The sequence below is a fragment of the Natronococcus jeotgali DSM 18795 genome, assembly GCF_000337695.1.
Classification (GTDB): Archaea; Halobacteriota; Halobacteria; order Halobacteriales; family Natrialbaceae; genus Natronococcus; species Natronococcus jeotgali.
In genome coordinates this window covers 19,394-38,509 of record NZ_AOIA01000164.1, presented here as the reverse complement: position 1 = coordinate 38,509, position 19,116 = coordinate 19,394, and the positions used below count along the sequence as shown (strand labels likewise).

The window sequence follows — 19,116 nt, the reverse complement described above, 5'->3', positions numbered from 1 at the left end:
GCCATCAGAGATGTGTATAAGAGACAGCTCGAGAACGGCTCCCCGAGCGGCGTCGACGGGATCCGGACCGCCCTGGAGGCCGCCGAGGGCAACGGAGCGGTTCCCGACGAGGTCGACCTCGAGGTGAGCTACGTCGGCGCTCCGGAGTACCGGATCAACGTCCAGGCGCCGAACTACAAGACCGCCGAGTCCCAGCTCGAGGAGAGCGCCCGACGCGCGGTCGCCGCGATCAAGGAGGAGGGCGGTTCCGGCGAGTTCCACCGCGAGCGACGCACCGACGACGAATGAAATCGGACATCCGGGTCTGCTCGGCGTGGCGCGACGCCCACGACCGCCCGGTGTACACCCTTTCTTCGACCTGTCCCGACTGCGGCGCCGACGCCGAAAACAGCGCGCCGGCCCCGTTCGATCCCGAGGATTCCCACGGGAAGTACCGACGCGCTCTTAAACGTCGCAGTCGCTGATACGGTATGGACGAACTCGAGATCGACGCGGTCGCCGAGGTCGAGCTGGACGACCCCGTACTCGTCGAGGGGCTGCCGGGCGTCGGACACGTCGGCAGCCTCGCCGCCGAGCACCTGCTCGAGGAACTCGAGGGCGAGAGCACGCTCGTTCGCCGGATCTACTCCCGAGAGTTCCCACCGAAGGTGAGCATCGAGGACGGCGTCGCCGAGCTGACCTGCGCCGAGATCCACGCCGTCTCGGTGCCCGACGGGCGGGATCTACTCGTGTTGACCGGGGACCACCAGGCCCAGACGAACGACGGCCACTACGCGCTGGCGTCGGCCTTTCTCGACGTCGCCGAGTCGTTCGGCGCGAGCGAGCTGTACGCGCTCGGCGGGGTTCCGACCGGCGAGCTGATCGAGGAGTACGCCGTCGTCGGCGCCGTTACCGACGAATCGCTGATCGAACCGCTCGAGGACGCGGGCGTCGAGTTCCGCGACGACGAGCCCGCCGGCGGCATCGTCGGCGTCTCCGGGCTCCTGTTGGGCCTGGGCGACCGCCGCGGCTTCGAGGCCACCTGTCTGATGGGCGAGACCAGCGGCTACCTCGTCGATCCCAAAAGCGCCCGCGCGGTACTCGAGGTGCTCGAGCAGATGCTCGGGTTCGAACTCGACTACGAGCGTCTCGACGAGCGGGCCGACGAGATGGAAGACGTCATCGGCAAGATCCAGGAGATGGAACAGCAACAACAGCAGATGGACGTCCCGACCGACGACGACCTGCGGTACATCGGGTGACGAGTCCCACGCGACGTTCGTGACTCCGTGCGGGTATCGTCGGTCCGTCGCGAACCGACGTCACGATCCCACCCTGGGCGACACTGGCGTTATATTTCTCTTGCGGACGTAGCTCGAGTATGGCCCACAGCCCCGAAGTTCCCGAGAAGTACGTCTGTACCGCGTGTCAGGTCCTGCACGTCGGGACGGTTTCTGCACACACCGACGCCGGCTACCGGTACGAGGCGCCCGAAGCGTGCGGCTGTTGCGGCGGGACCGAGTTCGTCCCCGAGGCGGAGTGGCCCCACGTCGACCGATAGTGCGAGTATCCCGCCGTCGCACCGGACGCCCGGATCACCCCTCGAGGACCTCGTAGGAGACGTCGGCGTCCCGGAGCGTATCGGTGACTCGGCCGACCGCGTCGGTCGTCGCGACGGCGGTGACCGCGAGCCCGCGCTCGGCGGCGTCGGCCGCGACCTCGCCGACGGCGAAGGTGACGGCGGGCTCGGTTTCGGCCCGCCGGCAGGCGACGACCGCCTCGACTCCGGTCGCGAGGACGAGGTCGGCCCCCTCGCAGCGAGCGGTAACGGTTTCGGCGCCGATCTCGCGGCTGCCGCCCGAGCGCACCGCGGGGACCTGGAGGACGGTGACGGTTCCCGGCTCGAGGTCGATGACGCCCTCGAAGCTGGTGACGCCGACGTCGGTGCCGGCCGCGGCGTCGGTCGTCGCGACGCCCGTCGCCGGGCCCGACTCGCCGGGTTCGGCGTGGAGGAGCCCGTCCTCGATCGACAGCGAGACGACGTCGCCCTGCTCGAGGTCGTCGGTCGCGATCGCCGTGTCCTCGCCCATCGCCCCGAGGACGTCCTCGGTGACGTGGTCGGCGAACCGGCGCACGTCGTCGGCGGCCTGAAAGAGCCAGTCGACGCCTTCTTTCGTGACGTGGTACCGAGATCGGCCCTCCTTCTCGACGAGTCCGTCGTCGACGAGTTCGCGGATGTACTCGCTGACGGCCTGGCTCGTGACGCCGACTTCCTCGGCGATCTCTCCCTGGCTGACGGCGGGCTGGCGCTCGGCGATCTGGACGAGGATCCGAAACCGCGTCGCAGCCCGCTTGTTGTCGAGGACGTCGACCATACGGGCAGTTGCCTCCAGTGCGGCAAAAAAGTACGCAGTCGCCGGGGATCGGTTGGCGAGGCAACAAACTCATGCCGGACGCGTCCGTCGAACAGGACGATCATGTCCGCGCCCTCCGCGCCGTCGGTCGCTTTCGACGCCGTCGCGGTCCTGGCGGGCGGCGAGACGCTCGCGTCGACGCTGCAGGCAACCCTGCCGATCGACGCGCTGGCCTGGATCGCCATCGCCGCCTTCGGGATCGCGTTGCTCGTTCGTCGCTCCGACATCGCTTTGCCCGCCCGCCCGCTCGCGGGCGCCGCCTGGCTGCTGTTCGGCGTCTACTGGCTGACGATGGTACCGTACTACTACGCCGACGCTCAGAGCCCGCTCCAGACCGTGCTGGCGCTCGCCGCCCTGCCGCTGTGTGCCTACACCGGCTACCTGCTCTGGAGCGGTCGGGACTCCCTGTTCGTGCTGACCAAGGCCGTCGCGCTCATGGGGCTGATCTATCTGCCCGCCGAGACGATTCCGTTCGTTCGCCAGTGGCTGATCGAGACCACCGCGGTCCAGACCCACTACGGCATGGAACTGCTCGGGTACAGCCCCGGTCTCAGCGAAGGGACCGCCGGATACGAGAGCCGGTTCGCCTTCGATCCCGAGGAGACGGTGACGGGGCGAACCACCTACATCGTGCTCGCCTGCACCGGACTCGGGAGCATGGCGATCTTCGGCGGGCTGATCGCCGCGGTGGCGGCTCCGCTGCGACGGAAGCTGGCCGCGTTCGCGCTCGCGATCGGCGTCATCTGGCTGTTGAACCTCGTCCGAAACGTCTTCATCGGGCTGGCGACCCCCTGGGGGTGGTTCCAGCAGGACGTCGTCGTCTCCTTCGTCACGACCTACCTCGGCGCCGAAGAGGCCCGCGTCTCCTACCTCGTCGCCCACAACTACGTCTCCCAGACGCTCTCGGTGGTCGCCCTCGTCGGGATCACCTACCTGGTCGTCAAGCTCCTGCCGGAGATTCTCGAGCCCCTCGAGGAGGTCCTGTTCGTGCTAACCGGCACCGAGTACGACCTCGAGACGGCCCTTGGTGCGGACGTCCGGACCGACGGCGGTCCCCGGGATCCATGACCGAGGCCGTCCCGGTTCCCTTCGAACTCGACGGCCGAGCGGTCTACTTCTCCGGCTCGGAGACGCTCGTCGTCGCCGACGTCCACCTCGGGCGCGACGCGACATCGCGGATCGAGGCCCCGCTCGGCGAGGCGACCGACGTCGGCGACCGCCTCGAGGCGTTGCTCTCGGCCCGCGATCCGGAGACGGTCGTGGTCGCCGGCGATCTGTTGCACTCGTTCTCCCGGATTCCCCGGGGCGTCGAGCGCTCGCTCGCCCGGCTCGTCGATCGCGTCGAGGACGCCGGCGCGTCGCTGGTCGTCACGCCCGGAAACCACGACGCGTTGCTCGAGTCGGTCTTCGACGGCGAGACGTTCCCGGCGTACCGGTTGGCCGACGGGGAGACGGTCGTCAGTCACGGTCACGAGCCGCCGTCGGGAGCGGCCGCGGACGCGAGCCGGTACGTCGTCGGCCACGAACACCCGGCGATCGAGATCGACGGACGGAAGCGTCCCTGCTTCCTGTACGAGCCCCCGACGGCGGACCGGGCGGCCACCCTGGTCCTGCCGTCGTTCACCCGTCTCGCGAGCGGTCGGACGATCAACGGGCTCCGATCGTCCGACCTCCAGTCCCCGTTCGTCGACCGCCTCGACGACTGCTATCCCGCCGTCTACGACCGCTCGAGCGGCGACACCCTCTGGTTTCCGCCGCTCGGAGCGTCGCGGCGACTCCTCGACTGAGATATAAAATTTAGTGACTGTAACTACGGGAAGACATATGCCAGTTCGTTCATATCTTCCGGTATCACGATGGCCGAACGCGCGGACCACCGCCCCGTCGCGGACCGACTCGTCTGCCCGAACTGCCCGGCGGACTATCCGACTCCGTTCTCGAGGCGGTACATCAGTTGCCGGCGCTGCGGCACGGAGTTCCTGGCGCCGGACGAGGCCCGCCGCGAGGACGACGGCGAGGCCGAACGGGAGCGCGACGAGGGCGGGCTCGAGCCCGTCCGTCGAACCGACGACCCCGGCGACGAACGGATCGGCCGACACACTGCCGAAAGGCCCGACGGGCGAACCGATCGACGAGACGACGGCCGGACGCGCTGGTTCCGGCGGGCGATTCGGACGGGCGTGCCGGCCGTTGCACCGGCGTTTACCGCGGTCTCGCTCTGGCTGTGGCTCCTCGGGCTCGCCTCTTTCGAGGTCGCCGCGGCGACCACCCTGCTCGTGATGAACGGGGTCGCCGTCCGGGAACGGCTCTAGCGGTCCTCGAGTACCGCCCGCGCCGCGAGTCGGCCACTTTTCATCGCGCCCTGGATCGACGACCACCGGGTGTAGTCGCCCGCCAGGTAAACCGGGCCGTCGGGCACCCGCGGGCCGGGTAACCGCTCGTGGATTCCGGGCGGCTGCGCGAACTGGGCGAACTCGATCCGGTCGGTACGGCGGGTCTCGAGCGCGTCGAACCGTCGATCGGGGTACCACGACTCGAGGGTCTGTCGGGTGGTCGCCGCGAGTTCGTCGTCGCTCTCCTCGCGCTCGCCCAGGTAGGTCGCGCTGATCAGCTCGGTGCCGTCGGGGGCGTACTCCGGGACGACCTCGCTGTGAGGGACGAGGTGGTTCGGCCCGTCTTCGGTCGCGTTCAACAGGAGTCGCTTCCCCGTCTCGAGGTCCGTTCCGCCCGGCAGCTCGTAGTACTGGGTGACGCAGGCGCGCGCGTCAGTGGGGATCGACTCGACGCCGGTCAGCTCCCGGGCCGCGGGCGGGTCGGTCGCGACCACGACCGCGTCGGCGTCGTACTCCTCGCCCGCGGCGGTCACCGTCGCTCTTTCCCCGTCGCTCGAGACCGCCGTCACCTCCGTCCCGAGCTCGAGGCTGGCGCCGGCGACCCGCGCCTTCTGGGCGAGCTGGGCGGGGATCGCGGCCATCCCGGTCGCGGGCACGGCAGCGCGGCTCGTCAGCAGGGCCCGGAACGTGTACTCGAAGACCCGACTCGACGTCGACAGCGATCGGTCGAGGGTGATCCCGCCGTAGAACGGCGCGACGAACTCCTCGACGAACCGATCCGAGAACCCCCGTTCGCGCAGGAACGACTCGATGGTCGTCTCGGGTCCGGGGTCCTCGAAGATCGCCTCCGGCTCTCGCCGGACCAGCTCGAGGGCGAGGCGAGCGATTCGCAGCGCGTCTCCCGTCGAAACGTGTTCGTTGGTAAGCGTCGCGGGCAGCGCCCGCGGATCCCGGATCGGGTCCGACAGCGTCGACCGACTCCCGGGGCGGGCGATACACGCCCCCGGCGCGAACGGGCGCAGGTCGAGGGCGTCGAACTCGAGTTCCCGCCGCACCGTCGGGTAGGACGGAAACAGCACCTGGAACCCGCGATCGAACCGAAATCCTTTCCGCTCGTGCGTCCAGACCCGGCCGCCGACGTTTCCGGATCGTTCGAACAGCGTTACGTCCAGTCCCGCTCCGGCGAGGTGCCGGGCGGCGACGAGTCCAGCGAGCCCGCCGCCGGCGACGACGGCTCGCGGCGTCTGCGTCATACCCCGTCGTTAGTAGCCGACACTGAAAGTCGTACCCGTCTCGGTAGCCGTCGGGGGCGTTCTCGAGCCGGCTACAGCTCCGTCAGCACCCGGAGGGCGATCCCCGCCAGGATCACCGGGACGGCGAGAACGGCGGTGATAACGGGCGGAACCGGGAGTACTAGCAGCGCCACGCCGACCAGGATGACGACCGTCGAAACTCTGACCATACGCCTCGATACGACGGCGGACGGATACCGCTGCGGCAGGCATTTCCAGCGCGGATCCACCGACCGATCGCCCTCGCGGGCGCGCGATCCCGGCGCGGCTCGCACGCCCGGAGCGTCGGTACTGATAACTGCCGACCGTCCGTGCGCCCGGTATGGTCGACGCGACCCTCACCCCGATCGAGCGCGGCACGATCACGACCGACGCCAACCACATCCTCGAGGGCCACACGGTGGGGACGGCCGCCGACCCCGATCCCGAGACGACGATGGTCGACGGTCCCGTCTACAACCTCGTGATCGATCACCCCGAGGCGACGATCCTCTGGGACACCGGCTCCCACCCCGAGGCCGACGCGGGCCACTGGCCCGCGGAACTGTACGCCGCCTTCGAGCACACCGGACTGCGGCCCCTCGAGGACGACCTCGAGACGGCTGGGTACGCCCTCGACGACGTCGACTGCGTGATTCAGAGCCACCTTCACCTCGATCACGCCGGAGGACTGTACGCCTTCGAGGGGACCGACGTACCGATCGTCGTTCACGAGCGGGAGCTGAAACACGCCTACTACAGCGCCACGACCGACGCGGGCGACGAGGCCTACCTCGCGGGCGACTTCGACCGGGAGCTGAACTGGGAGATCGTCCACGGCGACCGCGAGCGGCGCTTTCGCGACCTCGAGCTCGTTCGTCTGCCGGGTCACACGCCCGGCCTGCTGGGGGTTCGCCTCGAACTCGCGGATGCGGGAACCGTCCTGATCGCGGGCGACCAGGCCTACGTCCGGGAGAACTACGAGGACGAACACCCGATGGGCGGCAGCCTGCTGTGGTCCAAACGCTCCTGGTTCGAGAGCCACCGATTGCTCGAGGAGGAGCGACGACGCCACGACGCGACGATTATCTGCGGCCACGACGAGCGGGACCTCGAGGCGCTGCGGGAGCTGTAGCGGGTCGTCGGAGGCGGGTCGACCGTCGGCGCCGTCCCGTTCGAACGGAGTCGCGCGATGAGCCCGAATCACCGGAGTACGCGACGGAGACGACGTGTGGCGAGCCGATTTTTATGAGGGGTGGCGGGGTAGTGGTCGTATGACCGACCAGAAGGTCGCGGTCGTGACGGCGGCTGGAAGCGGTATCGGGGAGGCGTGCGCCCGGCGACTGACCGAGGACGGGTACACGCCGGTTCTGTTGTCGCCGTCGGGCAGCGCCGTCGAGGTCGCGAACGACCTCGGCGGAGACGGGTTCGAGGGGTCGGTCACCGACCCCGACGACCTGGCGGCCCTCGTCGAGACGACCCACGAACGCTACGGGCACGTCGACGCGGTGGTGAACAACACGGGTCACCCGCCCTCGGGCGACCTCCTCGAAATTTCTGACGAGGAGTGGTACGAGGGGATGGACCTCGCGCTGTTGAACGTCGTCCGCATGGCCCGGCTCGTCACGCCGATCATGGACGAGCAAGGCGGCGGGTCGATCGTGAACATCTCCACGTTCTCGGCGTTCGAGCCGTCGCTCGAGTTCCCCGTGTCGTCGGTGCTCCGGGCCGGGCTCGGAAGTTTCACCAAGCTCTACGCCGACCGGTACGCGGCGAAGGGAATCCGGATGAACACGGTTCAGCCCGGGTTCGTCGACAGCTACGACGTCGACGAGGAAACCCGATCGCGAATCCCGATGGGACGGCCGGCGCGAACCGCCGAGATCGCGGACGCCGTCGCGTACCTCCTCTCGCCCGCCTCGAGCTACGTTACCGGTCAGAACGTCCGCGTCGACGGGGGACTGACGTCGTCCGTCTGACTGCTCCGACTCGGATCACGCGGCCGCACGCCTCGGCTCCCTTCGAGCGGCCCTACTGGCCGTTTTCGGCTCGAGCCTGCTCGACCGCGTAGCCGGCGTTGAGTACCGTCGCGTCCTCGAACCGCGCGCCGGCCAGCATCAGCCCGATCGGGAGCCCGTCGACCTCCCCCGCGGGGACGCTGATGGCGGGGTGGCCCGTGCGGTTGAACGGTGAGGTGTTGGCGGGAACTTCGGTCTCGAGGAGGCGATCGAAGGCGTCCCGGTCGGGGTCGTGTTCGGGCGCGGTCACGTCGGTCGTCGGCATCGCGAGCACGTCGTACTCCTCGAGAGCCGCGTCGTACCGTTCGGCCAGCTCGAGCAGCAGGTTCATTCCGGCCGCGTAGTACCGGGAGTGGTACCGTTCGATGGTGTACATCCCCTGCAGGAGCTTCAGTTTGAGGTTCGGGGGGAAGTCGTACCCCTGCGCGCGCTGGAACTTGCCGAACGCCTCGACCCAGGAGGTGCTGTACCAGGCCTTCCAGCCGTGGCCGACGCCCTGGCCCATCATCGCGGCGACCAGCCCCTCGTTCGTACAGATCTCGTGGATCGTGTCGGCGTCGGCGTGCAGCGGGATCGAGACCTCCTCGACGGTCGCGCCCCGTTCCTCGAGCAGGTCGATCGCCTCGTGGACCCGCTCGTCGACGCCCGGGTCGCCCTTGGGTTTGTCGAACCCCTCCTCGAGGACGCCGACCGAGAGCTCCGAGACGTCGCCGTCGAGGGCGTCCTGGTAGCGTTCGGTCGGCACGTCCGTCGGCCGCCGGAGGTGGGCGGCGTTGCTGCCGGCGATTTCGGTGAGCATCTCCGCGGCCGTCTCGACGTCGGGCGTCATCGGCCCCGGGTGGTCGATCGTGTGCTCGAGGCCGACGCAGCCGGTGTAAGGGACCAGCCCGTAGGTGGGTTTGTGGCCGACGATGCCACACAGGGAGGCCGGGATCCGGATACTGCCACCCTGGTCGCTCCCGATAGCAGCGTCGACCTCGCCCTCGACGACCGCGACAGCGCTGCCGCCGCTCGAGCCGCCCGCGAGGTAGTCGTCGTCGCGGGGGTTCGTGATCGGGCCGAACGCCGTGTGGCCGACCCGGGTGACGGCCATGTCGTCCATGTTCGTCTTCCCGACGACGTCGGCCTCGGCCTCGAGCAGCCGACTGACCACCGTCGCGTCGACGTTCGGAACGTAGCCCTCGACGACGCTCGATCCGCAGGTCATCTCGACGCCGGCGACCGCGACGTTGTCCTTGATCGCGACCTCCCAGTCCGACAGCGACCCGTCCTCGTCGCCCTCGACCTCACATCTGGTGACCCAGGCGTTGTGGGGGTCCTCGTCGTCGTCGAGCCGGGTTCCCGGGTTCCGGGGCCGGGTTCGCGTGATCGGCCCGCGAGGCTCGGGATCGTACGACTGGATCGTCTCGTACTCCTCGAGGTTGTCGGTGAGCTGCTCGTGGTAGAACTCGACTTCGTCCGGCGTGAGATCGAGGAACAGCTCCTCGCCCAGCTCTCGGACCTCGTCGGTCGACGGCGGACGGATTGGCATACGTTTCCGTCACCACTACAACAAAAAGGGATTCAGCATGACCCTGCGCAATCGATTCCGCCGCGAGAGCCGGTCGCGGGGAGCCGTCGCTGCGCGGACTCGGCGAGCTAGACGAGCGCCTCGAGATCGGTCGGCCGCTCGAGCAGCCGGTACTCGCCGTCGTCGTACGCGAGGACGCCCTCGTGGCGGAGGTGATCGAGATGGGCGTAGGCCTCGCCGGGACCGTGGACGATATGGATCCCCTCGAGGTCGCCGAACAGGTGGGCGCTGACCGTCCAGGCGTCGGCGGGGCCGTGCTCCTCGAGGACGTCGAGGACGTTTTCGGACCGTTCGCGGTGGTGTGCGAGGATCGTTCGCGCGCGCTCGGAGGGCTCCTCGATGGGATCGCGGTGGCCCGGCCAGACCCGATCGTACCCCCGGTCGACGAACGTCCGCAGCGTCTCGGCGTACCGCTCGAGAGGGCGCTCGACCCTGACGTCGGCGCCGCCGACGTTCGGCGTGTAGACGGGGAGGACGGCGTCGCCGACGAACGCCTCTCCGCCGGTTCGCGATCCCCCGTCGGTCGCCTCGCCGCCGCGGCTCGCCTCCGATCCGTCGCCGATCTCGAAACAGCACAGCCCCGCCGCGTGGCCGGGCGCGTGGACCGTCTCGAGCGTCGTCCCGCCGACCTCCAGTACGGTTCCGTCCTCGATGGGGGTCGGCTCCGCGGACGGCCCCTCGAGGTGGGTCGCGTCCGCGAAGAACGAGCGCAGTTCTGCACGGACGTCCTCGGGGAGGCCCCACTCCTCGAGCAGCGCCTCCCGACGCTCCTCGAGGGCGGCGACGGCCGCCTCGTCCTGTTCGATCAGGGGGGCGTCGGCCTCGTGGACGTACACCGTCGCGTCGCTCTCGCGTTGGATCTCGCCGGCCAGTCCCGCGTGATCGACGTGGAAGTGCGTGAGCACGATATCGTCGACGTCGGCGAACTCGTAGCCCCGTTCGGCCAACCCGTCCCGGAGGTCGGTGCGGATGTCGTCGGTCGCGACCCCGGTGTCGACCAGCGCGAGCTCGTCCCCGTCGGCGAGGACGTAGGCGTTGTTCCGTCCCTCGAACTCCTCGTTACCCAGCGTGATCCTGTCCATACGGGGGTCTCACTCGGCGATCGGTGATAACTCGAGCGGTACCGGAACCCGCGTCGGCCGAGTGTGCGAGCTACGGGTCCTCGTTCCGGCGCTCCTCGGCGATCTTTTCGAGTCGCTCGCGCTCGGCTGCCGGCGACCGCCGGCGCTGGGGCGACCCGATCGAATCGCCCGATCCCCCGATGCGTCCGTCGGGGTCCTCGACGGCGAGCCACTCGCGGAGTCGATCGATTCCGTCCCGGAGCATACCGGTCCGTTTCGAGGCGACGGGCGAAAAGTGTTGTTGCAGTGATCGTTCAGCTATCGACGAATCGGACGGATCAGTCCTCGAGTTCGGCCCGCAGCAGCTGGTTGACGTCGCCCGGATCCGCGCTGCCGCCGGTCTTTTGCATCACCTGGCCGACCAGGAAGTTGATCGCGCCGTCGTCGCCGGACTCGTAGTCCGCGACCGCGTCGGGGTTCTCCTCGACCGCCTCGACGACCGCCCGCTTTACCTCGTCCTCGCCGGTCTTGCCCAGCCCCTCCTCGGCGACGACCTCGTCGGGCGTTCGGCCGTCGTCGAGCATCGATCGAAGCACCGTCTCGCGGGCGTTTTTCGCCGTGATCTCGTCGGTGGCGACGAGCTCGACCAGGCGGGTGACCTCCTCGAGCCGGCCCTCGATGGCGGTGATCTCCATGTCGCGGTAGTTGAGCTCGCCCAGCAGGTTGTCCGCGACCCAGGTGGCGGCGAGGTCGGGGTCGTACTCGCCGGCGACGTCCTCGTAGAAGTCCGCGACCTGCTTGGTCGAGGTCAGCTTCGAGGCCGCCTCGTCGCTCAGGCCGTACTCGTCCTCGAAGCGCTCGCGTCTCGCGGTGGGGAGTTCGGGGATGGCGATCTCCTCCTTCCAGCCCGAGACCCGAAGCGGCGGCAGGTCGGCCTCCTCGAAGTAGCGGTAGTCCTTCTCCTCTTCCTTCGAGCGCATCGAGACCGTGATCCCCCGGGACTCGTCCCAGTGGCGGGTCTCCTGTTCGACGGCGCGCCCCCGCTGGATCGCGTTCTTCTGGCGGGTCTCCTCGTAGGCTAAGGCCTTCTGGGCGCCCTTGTGGCTCGAGATGTTCTTGACCTCCGTGCGGTTGGCCGCGGCCAGCGCCTCGGCGCCGATCTCGGCGGTATCCTCGCCGTCGATCTCCTCGGCGGGGATGATCGAGAGGTTGGCGTCGATCCGCAGGCTGCCGTCCCGCTCGGCGTCGAAGACGCCCAGGTACTCAAGGACCTCCTCGAGCTCGGCGAGGAACGCGCGCACCTCGGCGGGGCTGCGGAAGTCGGGCGCGGTGACGATCTCCATCAGCGGCGTCCCCGCGCGGTTGTAGTCGACGAGCGTGTACTCCGCGGAGTCGATCCCGCCGCCGCCGCCGACGTGTTGCAGGCTCCCCGGGTCCTCCTCGAGGTGAGCCCGCTCCACGGTCACCGTGCGGCGGTCGCCCTCGACGCTGATCTCGAGTTCGCCGTCGGCGCAGATCGGCTCGTCGTACTGGGTGATCTGGAAGTTCTTCGGCAGGTCGGGGTAGTAGTAGTTCTTCCGGTGAAAGCGGGTCTCCTCGGGGATGTCGGCGTCGATCGCCTTCCCGATCTTGACCGCGGCCTCGACGGCGGCCTCGTTGAGGACGGGCAACGCACCGGGGAGGCCGAGACAGACCGGACAGACGTTTTCGTTGGGCTCGTCGGTCCGTTCGGTCGAACAGCCACAGAAGATCTTCGTGTCGGTCTCCAGCTGGACGTGAACCTCGAGTCCGATGACGGTGACGAGGTCGCCCTGCTGGACGGTCTGGGCAGTCATTGGACCTCGGTTCGGGCCCGCGGAGGTAAAACGTAACGACTGGCGGTCCCGACCGTACGCTCGCCTTCCGATCAGGAATCCTCGCGTTACCGCCTCCGAGATCGGCGACGAGAGCGTACCCACCGACGGCTGAGTTCTCGAGCTGTCCTTCCGATTCTTTTCTTCGAACGGGCCGAAAACGGGCGTCCGATTAACTATAAATTGGAGGACGGAATACACGTAAGAGAATGTCTGCCAATGACGACGCTGGCGTGCATCCGCTCGCCCCGTTACCACCGGCGGAGATCGAGCGGAGCTGGTCGATCGTGCTCGAGGAGTGCGAACTCTCCGAGGACGCCCGCGCGATCGAGATCACGCTCGCCGAACCGCCGAAGGCGGCGCTGCGCGCGTTTGAAGACGGCGACTCGAGGCCGGAGCGACGGGCTCGGGTCGTCGCCCGCGACAAGACCGAACGGGTATCGTACGAGGGGGTCGTCTCACTCGACGACGACGCGGTCGTCGAGTGGCGCGAGATCGAGCGCGGCCAGCCCCGGATGATCGGCGAGGAGTTCGTCGAGGTCGAGGAGACAGTGACTGAAACCGAGGAGTTTCGCGAGGCGGTACGTCGGCGGGGCGCCGATCCCGACCTGGCGATCGTCACGGCCTGGTCAGCGGGCTACGACTTCGTCCCCGAAGATATCGATCGGGATCGACGGCTAGCACACGGTATCGCCTGGGTACAGGACGACGCCGACGGCGAGGGTGCGGAGGCGTACAACCGACCGCTGTCGGGGATCCACGCGTGGGTCGACCTCGACGACCGCGAGGTGGTGAAGGTCGTCGACACGGGCCCGAAAACGGAGGATATCGTCGGGGACCTCCGAACGAGCTACTACCGCGAAGACAAACGCAACCTCCGAGAGGACCTCGAGCCGTACAACGTGATCCAGCCGGAGGGGCCCAGTTGGGAGGTCGAGGGTCACACCGTCGAGTGGCAGAACTGGCACGTTCGAGTCGGCTTCAACCACCGCGAGGGACTGGTGCTTCACGACGTCAGCTACGAGGACGACGGCGACGAGCGGACGATCCTCCGGCGGGCCTCCTGGCCGGAGGTCGTCACCGCGTACAACGATCCCGATCCAGATCACGACTGGAAGGCCCCCTTCGACGTCGGCGAGTACGGGCTCGGCCGTCTGGCGAACTCGCTGACTGAGGGGTGTGACTGCCTGGGCTATATGCACTACTGGGACGCCGCGCTCAACGACGGCGACGGCAACGCGCAGGTGATCCCGAACGCGATCTGTCTCCACGAGGAGGATTATGGCCTCCTCTGGAAGCACTACGACTGGCGGGTCGACGACCACGAAGTTCGGCGCAACCGGCGGCTCGTGATCTCGTTTATTTCGACGATCGGGAACTACGACTTCGGGTTCTACTGGTACTTCTACCAGGACGGGAGCATCGAGGGCGAAGTTCGGCTGACGGGGTGTAACGCGACGGGACTGCTCGGCGAGGACGACCGGGAGACCGGGTACGCCGAGACGATCGGGCCGGGCCACAAGTCGATGCTCCACCAGCACGTGTTCAACTGTCGGCTCGATTTCGAGGTCGACGGCCCGACGAACACCGTCCGAGAGGTCAACCTCCGGGAAGTACCCTACGGACCCGAAGGGTACGATCCAACGCCCCACGCCGACGCGGACCGAAAACACCTGAACCCGCACGGAAACGCCGCTTACGTCGATCGCACGCGGTTCGAACGGGAGTCCGAGGCCAAGCGCCTGACCGACACCCACGCGGGTCGCTACTGGGAGATCGTCAACGAGGACGTCCGGAACGACGCGACGGGCGAACCGGTCGGCTACCGACTGGTCGGCGGGGACGGGACGAACACCGCGTTCCCGATGCAGGCCGGCTCCGGCGTGGCGAAGCGGGCAGGCTTCGCGAAAAAGCACCTCTGGGTCACGCGGTACGACGACGACGAGCGTTTCCCCGCGGGCGACTATCCGAACCAGCACCCCGGCGGCGAGGGGCTTCCCGAGTGGACCGAGGCGGACCGCTCGATCGCGAACGAGGATCTCGTCGTCTGGTACAACCTCTGCCAGACCCACGTCTCGGTACCCGAGGACTGGCCGATCCTGCCCGCGAAGATGGTCTCGTTCAAACTCCAGCCCGCCCACTTCTTCGAGGAGAACCCGGCGATCGACGTCCCGCCCGAGCACGCGATCAAGGACGTCGAGCAGTGGAAGACGGAACGCCAGGAGTCGATGGATCTCGACGAGTAGCGACCGCTGTCTTGCTCGAGTGCGTCGGGGACGACCGCAATCGGCGTCGGTTTTCCGCCGGCGCCGCCCGCCCGATCAGCGCTCGTCCGAGAGCGACGAGGTGGTAACCGCGAGAAAGAGGAAGTACGCGAGCGCGGCGACGACGATCGAGACGGCGAGGACGGTCACGCCGACGAATCCCTCGAGTGCCGCCTCGGGCCGCTCGAAGAGATACGCGCCGCCCTCGATGGCGAGGACGACCAGTCCGCCGTAGACCGCGGTGAACGCGACCGCCCGGACGAGCGCTTCCCCGTCGTACCCCGGGCTTCGAAAGAGTTCGACTACGAACAGTAACGCGAGCGCCAGCACGTAGAACGGTTCGGGAACGGCCCCGAAACCGACGGTGCTCACGGCGAGGTAGCCGTAGTACGCGAGCGCGAGCAACACCCCGCCCAGCAGCGTCATCGAGAGCCCGTACCCGCTCGCGTCGTCGACCGTCGGCGCGGTGAACTGTACCCCGTCGCTCGCGTCGTCCGGCGGGTTCGAATCGGATCCCTCGATCTCGTCCTCGGACATGGTTCTGTCCGTCGACTCGGCGCCCATCCTTAGAAACATTCGGCATGTTATACGTGGGATAACGGACGACAGTGCCGTCCCTGCGGTCGCCGATCGCCCCTCAGCGCGCGTCCTCGAGGTCCTCGAGCGCGTCGGGGTTCTCGATGCTGCTCATGTCGCCCAGATCCTCGCCGGTGTAGGTCGCCTCGATCGCCCGGCGGATGATCTTGCCCGACTGGGTCTTGGGGAACTCGTCGACGAACAGCACCTCGCGCGGACGGAACGGTTTGCCGAGTTCCTCGCCGACCTGGGCGCGTAGTTCCTCGCGGAGCCCGTCGCTCTCCTCGCGGCCCGCCTCGAGGATGACGTAGGTGACCACGGCGGTCCCGGTAGTGTCGTCGGGGGCGCCGATCGCCGCGGCCTGGTTGACCGCCTCGTGGTCGATCAGCGCGCCCTCGACCTCGGCGGGGCCGACCTTTCGGCCCGCGACGTTTAAGGCGTCGTCGGCCCGGCCGTGGAGGAACCAGAACCCCTCGGCGTCCTTCTGGGCCCAGTCCCCGTGGTTCCACATGTCGTCGAACCGCGACCAGTACTCCTCGAGGTAGCGCTCGTCGCCCGACCACAGCGACTTGGTCATCGACGGACACGAATCGCGGGCGACGAGGTAGCCCCGTTCGTGCTCCTCCCGGACCGACTCGCCGGTGGCGCCGACGATGTCGATGTCCATCCCGAGGCCGGGGCCGCCCAGCGTGCAGGGCTTCAGCGGCTCGGTCGGCATCGGCATCAGGAAACAGCCACAGATCTCGGTCCCGCCGGAGATGTTGATGATCGGCGCCTCCCCGCCCCCGACGTGCTCGTAGAACCACCGCCAGGATTCGGGATCCCACGGTTCGCCCGTCGACCCCAGCAGGCGAAGCGAGGAGAGGTCGTGGTCCTCGAGCCACTCGTCGCCGTGCTTGCGAAGCGCGCGGATCGCCGTCGGCGAGATCCCGAACTGGGTGAGCTCGTGGCGGTCGATCATCTCCCAGAAGCGGTCGGGCTCGGGGTAGTCGGGCGCGCCCTCGTACATGAAGACGGTGCCGCCGAAGGTGTGGGTACCGATCAGCGTCCAGGGACCCATCATCCAGCCGATGTCGGAGACCCAGAAGAAGCGGTCGGAGGGCTTGAGGTCCATCCCGAAGTAGACCTCCTTCGGACACTGGACCTGCACGCCCGCGTGCGTGTGGACGATCCCCTTGGGTTTGCCCGTCGTCCCCGACGAATAGAGCAGCATCGACTCCTGGTCGGAGGCCAGCGACTTCGTCTCGTACTCGTCGTCGGCCGCCTCGACGGCGTCGACCCACCACTCGTCGCGGTCGTCGTCCCAGGGGACGTCGCCGTCGCTGCTACCTAGGCGATCGAAAACGACGGTGTGCTCGACGTAGCCGGCCTCCTCGATCGCCTCGTCGGCCGCCCCCTTGAGGCGGACGGGACTCCCGCGGCGGTAGAAGCCGTCGCCCGTGAACAGCACCGAACACTCCGAGTCGGCGATCCGCGTCGCGGTGGCGTCGACGCCGAAGCCCGAGAAGATCGGCACCGCGATGGCGCCGACCTTGAAACAGCCGTAGAGGATCGCGGCGACCTCGGGAACCATCGGCATGTAGAGTCCGACCGTATCGCCCGTCTCGATACCGCGTTCCTCGAGCGCGTTCGCGACCTGATTCGACTGGCGGCGCAGCTCGTGGTAGGTAATCTCCCGAACCTCGCCGTCCTCGCCCTCCCAGATGGTGGCGACCGTGTTGCGCCGCTCCTCGTCGCGGGCGGCGTGGCGGTCGACGACGTTGTGGGCGAGGTTCAGCTCCCCGCCGGGGTACCAGTCGGTGAACTGGGGACCCTCGCTGTTATCGCGCACCTCGTCGTACTCCTCGTAGAACTCGATGCCGAGGTAGTCGACCAGCTCGTCCCAGAACCAGTCGACCCCGCTTTCGGGCTCGCCGTCGACCTCGGTCGTCGTGCGCTCGATCAGCTCCTCGTAGTCGTCGATCCCGTACTCCCGCATGAACGCGGCGACGTTGGTCGACTCGACGAACTCCCTGCTGGGTTCGTGGACCACCTCGTCGACGTCCTCGAGACTGGTGTTTCCTGCCATCGTCGCTCACTCGTAGGTTAGCGTCATGCCCCCATCAAACAACAGGTCGCCGCCGTCGAGGTGGCGGCCGAGATCCGAAAAGCCGAGCACGAACAGGTTGCCGACGTCGATCGGCTCCATCATCTCCGTGACCCGGGACTGGCCCAGCATCACGTCCTCGATCACCTCCTGGACGCTGATGCCGCGCTGCTCGGCGGTGTCCTCGAGCTGGGCGGTCACGAGCGGGGTCTTCACGTAGCCCGTGCTCACCGAGAACGCGCGGATCTCGCCGTCGCCCTCGGCGGCGATCGACTGGGTGAATCCGCGCAGCCCGAACTTCGAGACGTTGTACGCGACCTTGTCGCTGGTGACGTAGTGGGCGTGGACCGAGGCCATGTTCCCGACGCAGCCCCGTCCGTCCTCGGTGTCCCGGAAGTGCGGAACGCAGAGCTTCGAGAGGTAGATCGGCGCCCGGAGCATGATCCGGTGGAGCCGATCGTAGGTCTCCATCGGGAACTCCTCGAGCGAGTCGATGTGTTGCATCCCCGCGACGTTCGCGAGGTACTTGAGATCGCCGAGTTCGGCGGCCTCGGCGACGATCCGTTCGATGTCGTCGTCGACCGTGAGATCGCCCACGATCGGCACGATCTCCCCCTCGAGGCCCAGTTCCTCGCCGCGAGCGACGGTCCCCTCGAGTCCGTCCTCGTCGATGTCCGTGATCGCGACCGTGAGCCCGTTGCCCGCCGCCGCCAGCGCGGTGGCCCGACCGATGCCGGAGCCGCCGCCAGTGACGAGACAGACGTTCCGTTCGGTGAAGGCGTCGTCCGAGATCCTGTGGATGTCGTCGTTCGTGACCGTCGGCGGGCTCACCTGATCCTGTGACATACCGTGTAGCTGGACCGCAACCAGCTAAAGCGGCCCCGTTAACATATCAACGGGCGCCGGTCCGTGACGCGTCGAAAATGCAAACGATTAATATTCTTATTATGCTATTCCGTCTCGTGTGATGATCGACCTCGATCTCGACATGCGGCAGTACGACTGCCCGTTTATCGACACCACCGACGACGTCGACGTCGCCTTCTCGGCGGTCCAGTGGCAACTCGACACCGACGCCGAGAAACTCGAGACGCGACTCGTCGCGAGGGGGGGATCCGCGGGGGCGCTGGACCAGGGGCTTCGGGAACTCCGAGATCATCCGAACATGCGGGAGTGTTACATCCTCTCGAAGCGCGACGACGTCGCCCAGATCGGGACGACGATCGAGCAGACCAACGCCATGCGGGCGATCCAGCGAAACGACGGCTACATCACCGGTCCGTTTCGGATCGAGGACGGCCGCGAGCGCTGGCACGTCGGGTTCGACGACGACGAGGCCGAGGACCGAACCCTCGCCGAACTCGAGCGCCACAACGACTACGCGGTCGAGGACCGCGACCAGTTCGGGCCGACGACGCTGTTCGACCTGCTCGAGAACTCGGGCAGCGCGCGCCAACTGCTCGAGGGCTGTCGGTCGCTGACCGACACCGAACGAGAGACGTTCGAGGCGGCCTCCCGGAACGGCTACTACGAGACGCCCCGGGAGACGACTCTCGACGAGCTCGCCGACCACTTCGATATCTCGAAAACCGCCGTCTCGATGAACCTCCGACGGTGCGAGCGGAAGATCCTGAACGCCGCACTCGGAGCCATCGAGCAACTGGACGACCGCGGGGAGGGCTGATCCGGCG

General features: G+C 68.0%; 20 protein-coding genes and 1 pseudogene. 11 read left to right on the top strand and 10 right to left on the bottom strand.

Going from position 1 to position 19,116, the window contains the following annotated elements; translation table 11 throughout:
- The 4 genes and pseudogenes from C492_RS20650 to C492_RS20635 form a co-directional block, all read left to right on the top strand.
- Window positions 1-288, top strand: a pseudogene (locus tag C492_RS20650) (translation initiation factor IF-2 subunit alpha); the annotation flags it as partial.
- On the top strand, window positions 285-464 hold the full coding sequence (locus C492_RS20645) for an RNA-protein complex protein Nop10 (protein WP_008427206.1): 180 nt from the start codon (window positions 285-287) through the stop codon (window positions 462-464). The pseudogene C492_RS20650 and the gene C492_RS20645, both read left to right, overlap by 4 nt.
- A gap of 6 nt (window positions 465-470) precedes the next feature.
- The gene (locus tag C492_RS20640) at window positions 471-1,241 is read left to right on the top strand and encodes a proteasome assembly chaperone family protein (RefSeq protein WP_008427203.1); all 771 of its coding nucleotides are present in this window, start codon (window positions 471-473) and stop codon (window positions 1,239-1,241) included.
- A 119-nt stretch (window positions 1,242-1,360) separates the two neighbouring features.
- A complete protein-coding gene (locus tag C492_RS20635; RefSeq protein WP_008427201.1) occupies window positions 1,361-1,540 on the top strand; it encodes a hypothetical protein in 180 nt (59 codons plus the stop codon).
- A 34-nt stretch (window positions 1,541-1,574) separates the two neighbouring features.
- On the opposite strand, the gene C492_RS20630 is transcribed toward C492_RS20635, so the two are convergent.
- Window positions 1,575-2,354: a DUF7839 domain-containing protein gene (locus C492_RS20630; protein ID WP_008427199.1), complete on the bottom strand. Its 780-nt coding sequence runs from the start codon at window positions 2,352-2,354 to the stop codon at window positions 1,575-1,577.
- Between the two features lie 102 nt (window positions 2,355-2,456).
- On the opposite strand from C492_RS20630, the gene artA reads away from it, so the two are divergent.
- The 3 genes from artA (at window position 2,457) to C492_RS20615 (ending at window position 4,705) form a co-directional block, all read left to right on the top strand.
- Complete coding sequence (gene artA / locus C492_RS20625) at window positions 2,457-3,461, top strand: archaeosortase A (RefSeq protein WP_008427196.1); 1,005 nt, start codon at window positions 2,457-2,459, stop codon at window positions 3,459-3,461.
- Entirely contained in the window at window positions 3,458-4,180 is a 723-nt protein-coding gene (locus tag C492_RS20620; RefSeq protein ID WP_008427194.1) for a metallophosphoesterase, read from the top strand. Before artA ends, C492_RS20620 begins: the two co-directional genes overlap by 4 nt.
- 69 nt (window positions 4,181-4,249) lie before the next feature.
- On the top strand, window positions 4,250-4,705 hold the full coding sequence (locus C492_RS20615) for a hypothetical protein (protein ID WP_008427192.1): 456 nt from the start codon (window positions 4,250-4,252) through the stop codon (window positions 4,703-4,705).
- Here the strand turns inward: C492_RS20615 and C492_RS20610 are convergent.
- Both C492_RS20610 and C492_RS20605 read right to left on the bottom strand, forming a co-directional pair.
- Window positions 4,702-5,979: an NAD(P)/FAD-dependent oxidoreductase gene (locus tag C492_RS20610; RefSeq protein ID WP_008427191.1), complete on the bottom strand. Its 1,278-nt coding sequence runs from the start codon at window positions 5,977-5,979 to the stop codon at window positions 4,702-4,704. The genes C492_RS20615 and C492_RS20610 overlap by 4 nt on opposite strands.
- Window positions 5,980-6,050: 71 nt before the next feature.
- Window positions 6,051-6,188, bottom strand: a complete 138-nt coding sequence (locus C492_RS20605; protein WP_008427189.1) for a hypothetical protein — start codon at window positions 6,186-6,188, stop codon at window positions 6,051-6,053.
- A 152-nt stretch (window positions 6,189-6,340) separates the two neighbouring features.
- Between C492_RS20605 and C492_RS20600 the strand changes: the two genes are divergently transcribed.
- Together C492_RS20600 and C492_RS20595 are read left to right on the top strand one after the other, a co-directional pair.
- Window positions 6,341-7,132, top strand: coding sequence for an N-acyl homoserine lactonase family protein (locus C492_RS20600; protein ID WP_008427188.1), 792 nt, complete (start codon window positions 6,341-6,343; stop codon window positions 7,130-7,132).
- A gap of 139 nt (window positions 7,133-7,271) precedes the next feature.
- Window positions 7,272-7,976: an SDR family oxidoreductase gene (locus C492_RS20595; RefSeq protein ID WP_008427186.1), complete on the top strand. Its 705-nt coding sequence runs from the start codon at window positions 7,272-7,274 to the stop codon at window positions 7,974-7,976.
- Window positions 7,977-8,028: 52 nt separating this feature from the next.
- Here C492_RS20595 and C492_RS20590 read toward each other — a convergent pair whose 3' ends face one another.
- The 4 genes from C492_RS20590 to gatB form a co-directional block, all read right to left on the bottom strand.
- Complete coding sequence (locus C492_RS20590) at window positions 8,029-9,546, bottom strand: amidase (RefSeq protein ID WP_008427184.1); 1,518 nt, start codon at window positions 9,544-9,546, stop codon at window positions 8,029-8,031.
- 107 nt (window positions 9,547-9,653) lie between these two features.
- Window positions 9,654-10,667: an MBL fold metallo-hydrolase gene (locus tag C492_RS20585; protein WP_008427182.1), complete on the bottom strand. Its 1,014-nt coding sequence runs from the start codon at window positions 10,665-10,667 to the stop codon at window positions 9,654-9,656.
- A 70-nt stretch (window positions 10,668-10,737) separates the two neighbouring features.
- Window positions 10,738-10,911, bottom strand: coding sequence for a hypothetical protein (locus tag C492_RS24800; RefSeq protein WP_008427180.1), 174 nt, complete (start codon window positions 10,909-10,911; stop codon window positions 10,738-10,740).
- A 73-nt stretch (window positions 10,912-10,984) separates the two neighbouring features.
- The gene (gatB, locus tag C492_RS20580; protein WP_008427177.1) at window positions 10,985-12,481 is read right to left on the bottom strand and encodes an Asp-tRNA(Asn)/Glu-tRNA(Gln) amidotransferase subunit GatB; all 1,497 of its coding nucleotides are present in this window, start codon (window positions 12,479-12,481) and stop codon (window positions 10,985-10,987) included.
- Window positions 12,482-12,708: 227 nt separating this feature from the next.
- Here gatB and C492_RS20575 point away from each other — a divergent pair, with 227 nt between their 5' ends.
- A complete protein-coding gene (locus C492_RS20575; RefSeq protein ID WP_049893224.1) occupies window positions 12,709-14,745 on the top strand; it encodes a primary-amine oxidase in 2,037 nt (678 codons plus the stop codon).
- 75 nt (window positions 14,746-14,820) lie between these two features.
- Here the strand turns inward: C492_RS20575 and C492_RS20570 are convergent, their stop codons facing one another.
- The 3 genes from C492_RS20570 to C492_RS20560 form a co-directional block, all read right to left on the bottom strand.
- Complete coding sequence (locus C492_RS20570) at window positions 14,821-15,300, bottom strand: hypothetical protein (RefSeq protein ID WP_049893225.1); 480 nt, start codon at window positions 15,298-15,300, stop codon at window positions 14,821-14,823.
- Window positions 15,301-15,400: 100 nt separating this feature from the next.
- On the bottom strand, window positions 15,401-17,407 hold the full coding sequence (locus C492_RS20565) for an AMP-binding protein (protein WP_008427172.1): 2,007 nt from the start codon (window positions 17,405-17,407) through the stop codon (window positions 15,401-15,403).
- Between the two features lie 6 nt (window positions 17,408-17,413).
- A complete protein-coding gene (locus tag C492_RS20560; RefSeq protein ID WP_008427171.1) occupies window positions 17,414-18,271 on the bottom strand; it encodes an SDR family NAD(P)-dependent oxidoreductase in 858 nt (285 codons plus the stop codon).
- A 121-nt stretch (window positions 18,272-18,392) separates the two neighbouring features.
- On the opposite strand from C492_RS20560, the gene C492_RS20555 reads away from it, so the two are divergent.
- A complete protein-coding gene (locus C492_RS20555; protein ID WP_008427170.1) occupies window positions 18,393-19,109 on the top strand; it encodes a helix-turn-helix domain-containing protein in 717 nt (238 codons plus the stop codon).
- Window positions 19,110-19,116 lie beyond the last annotated feature (7 nt).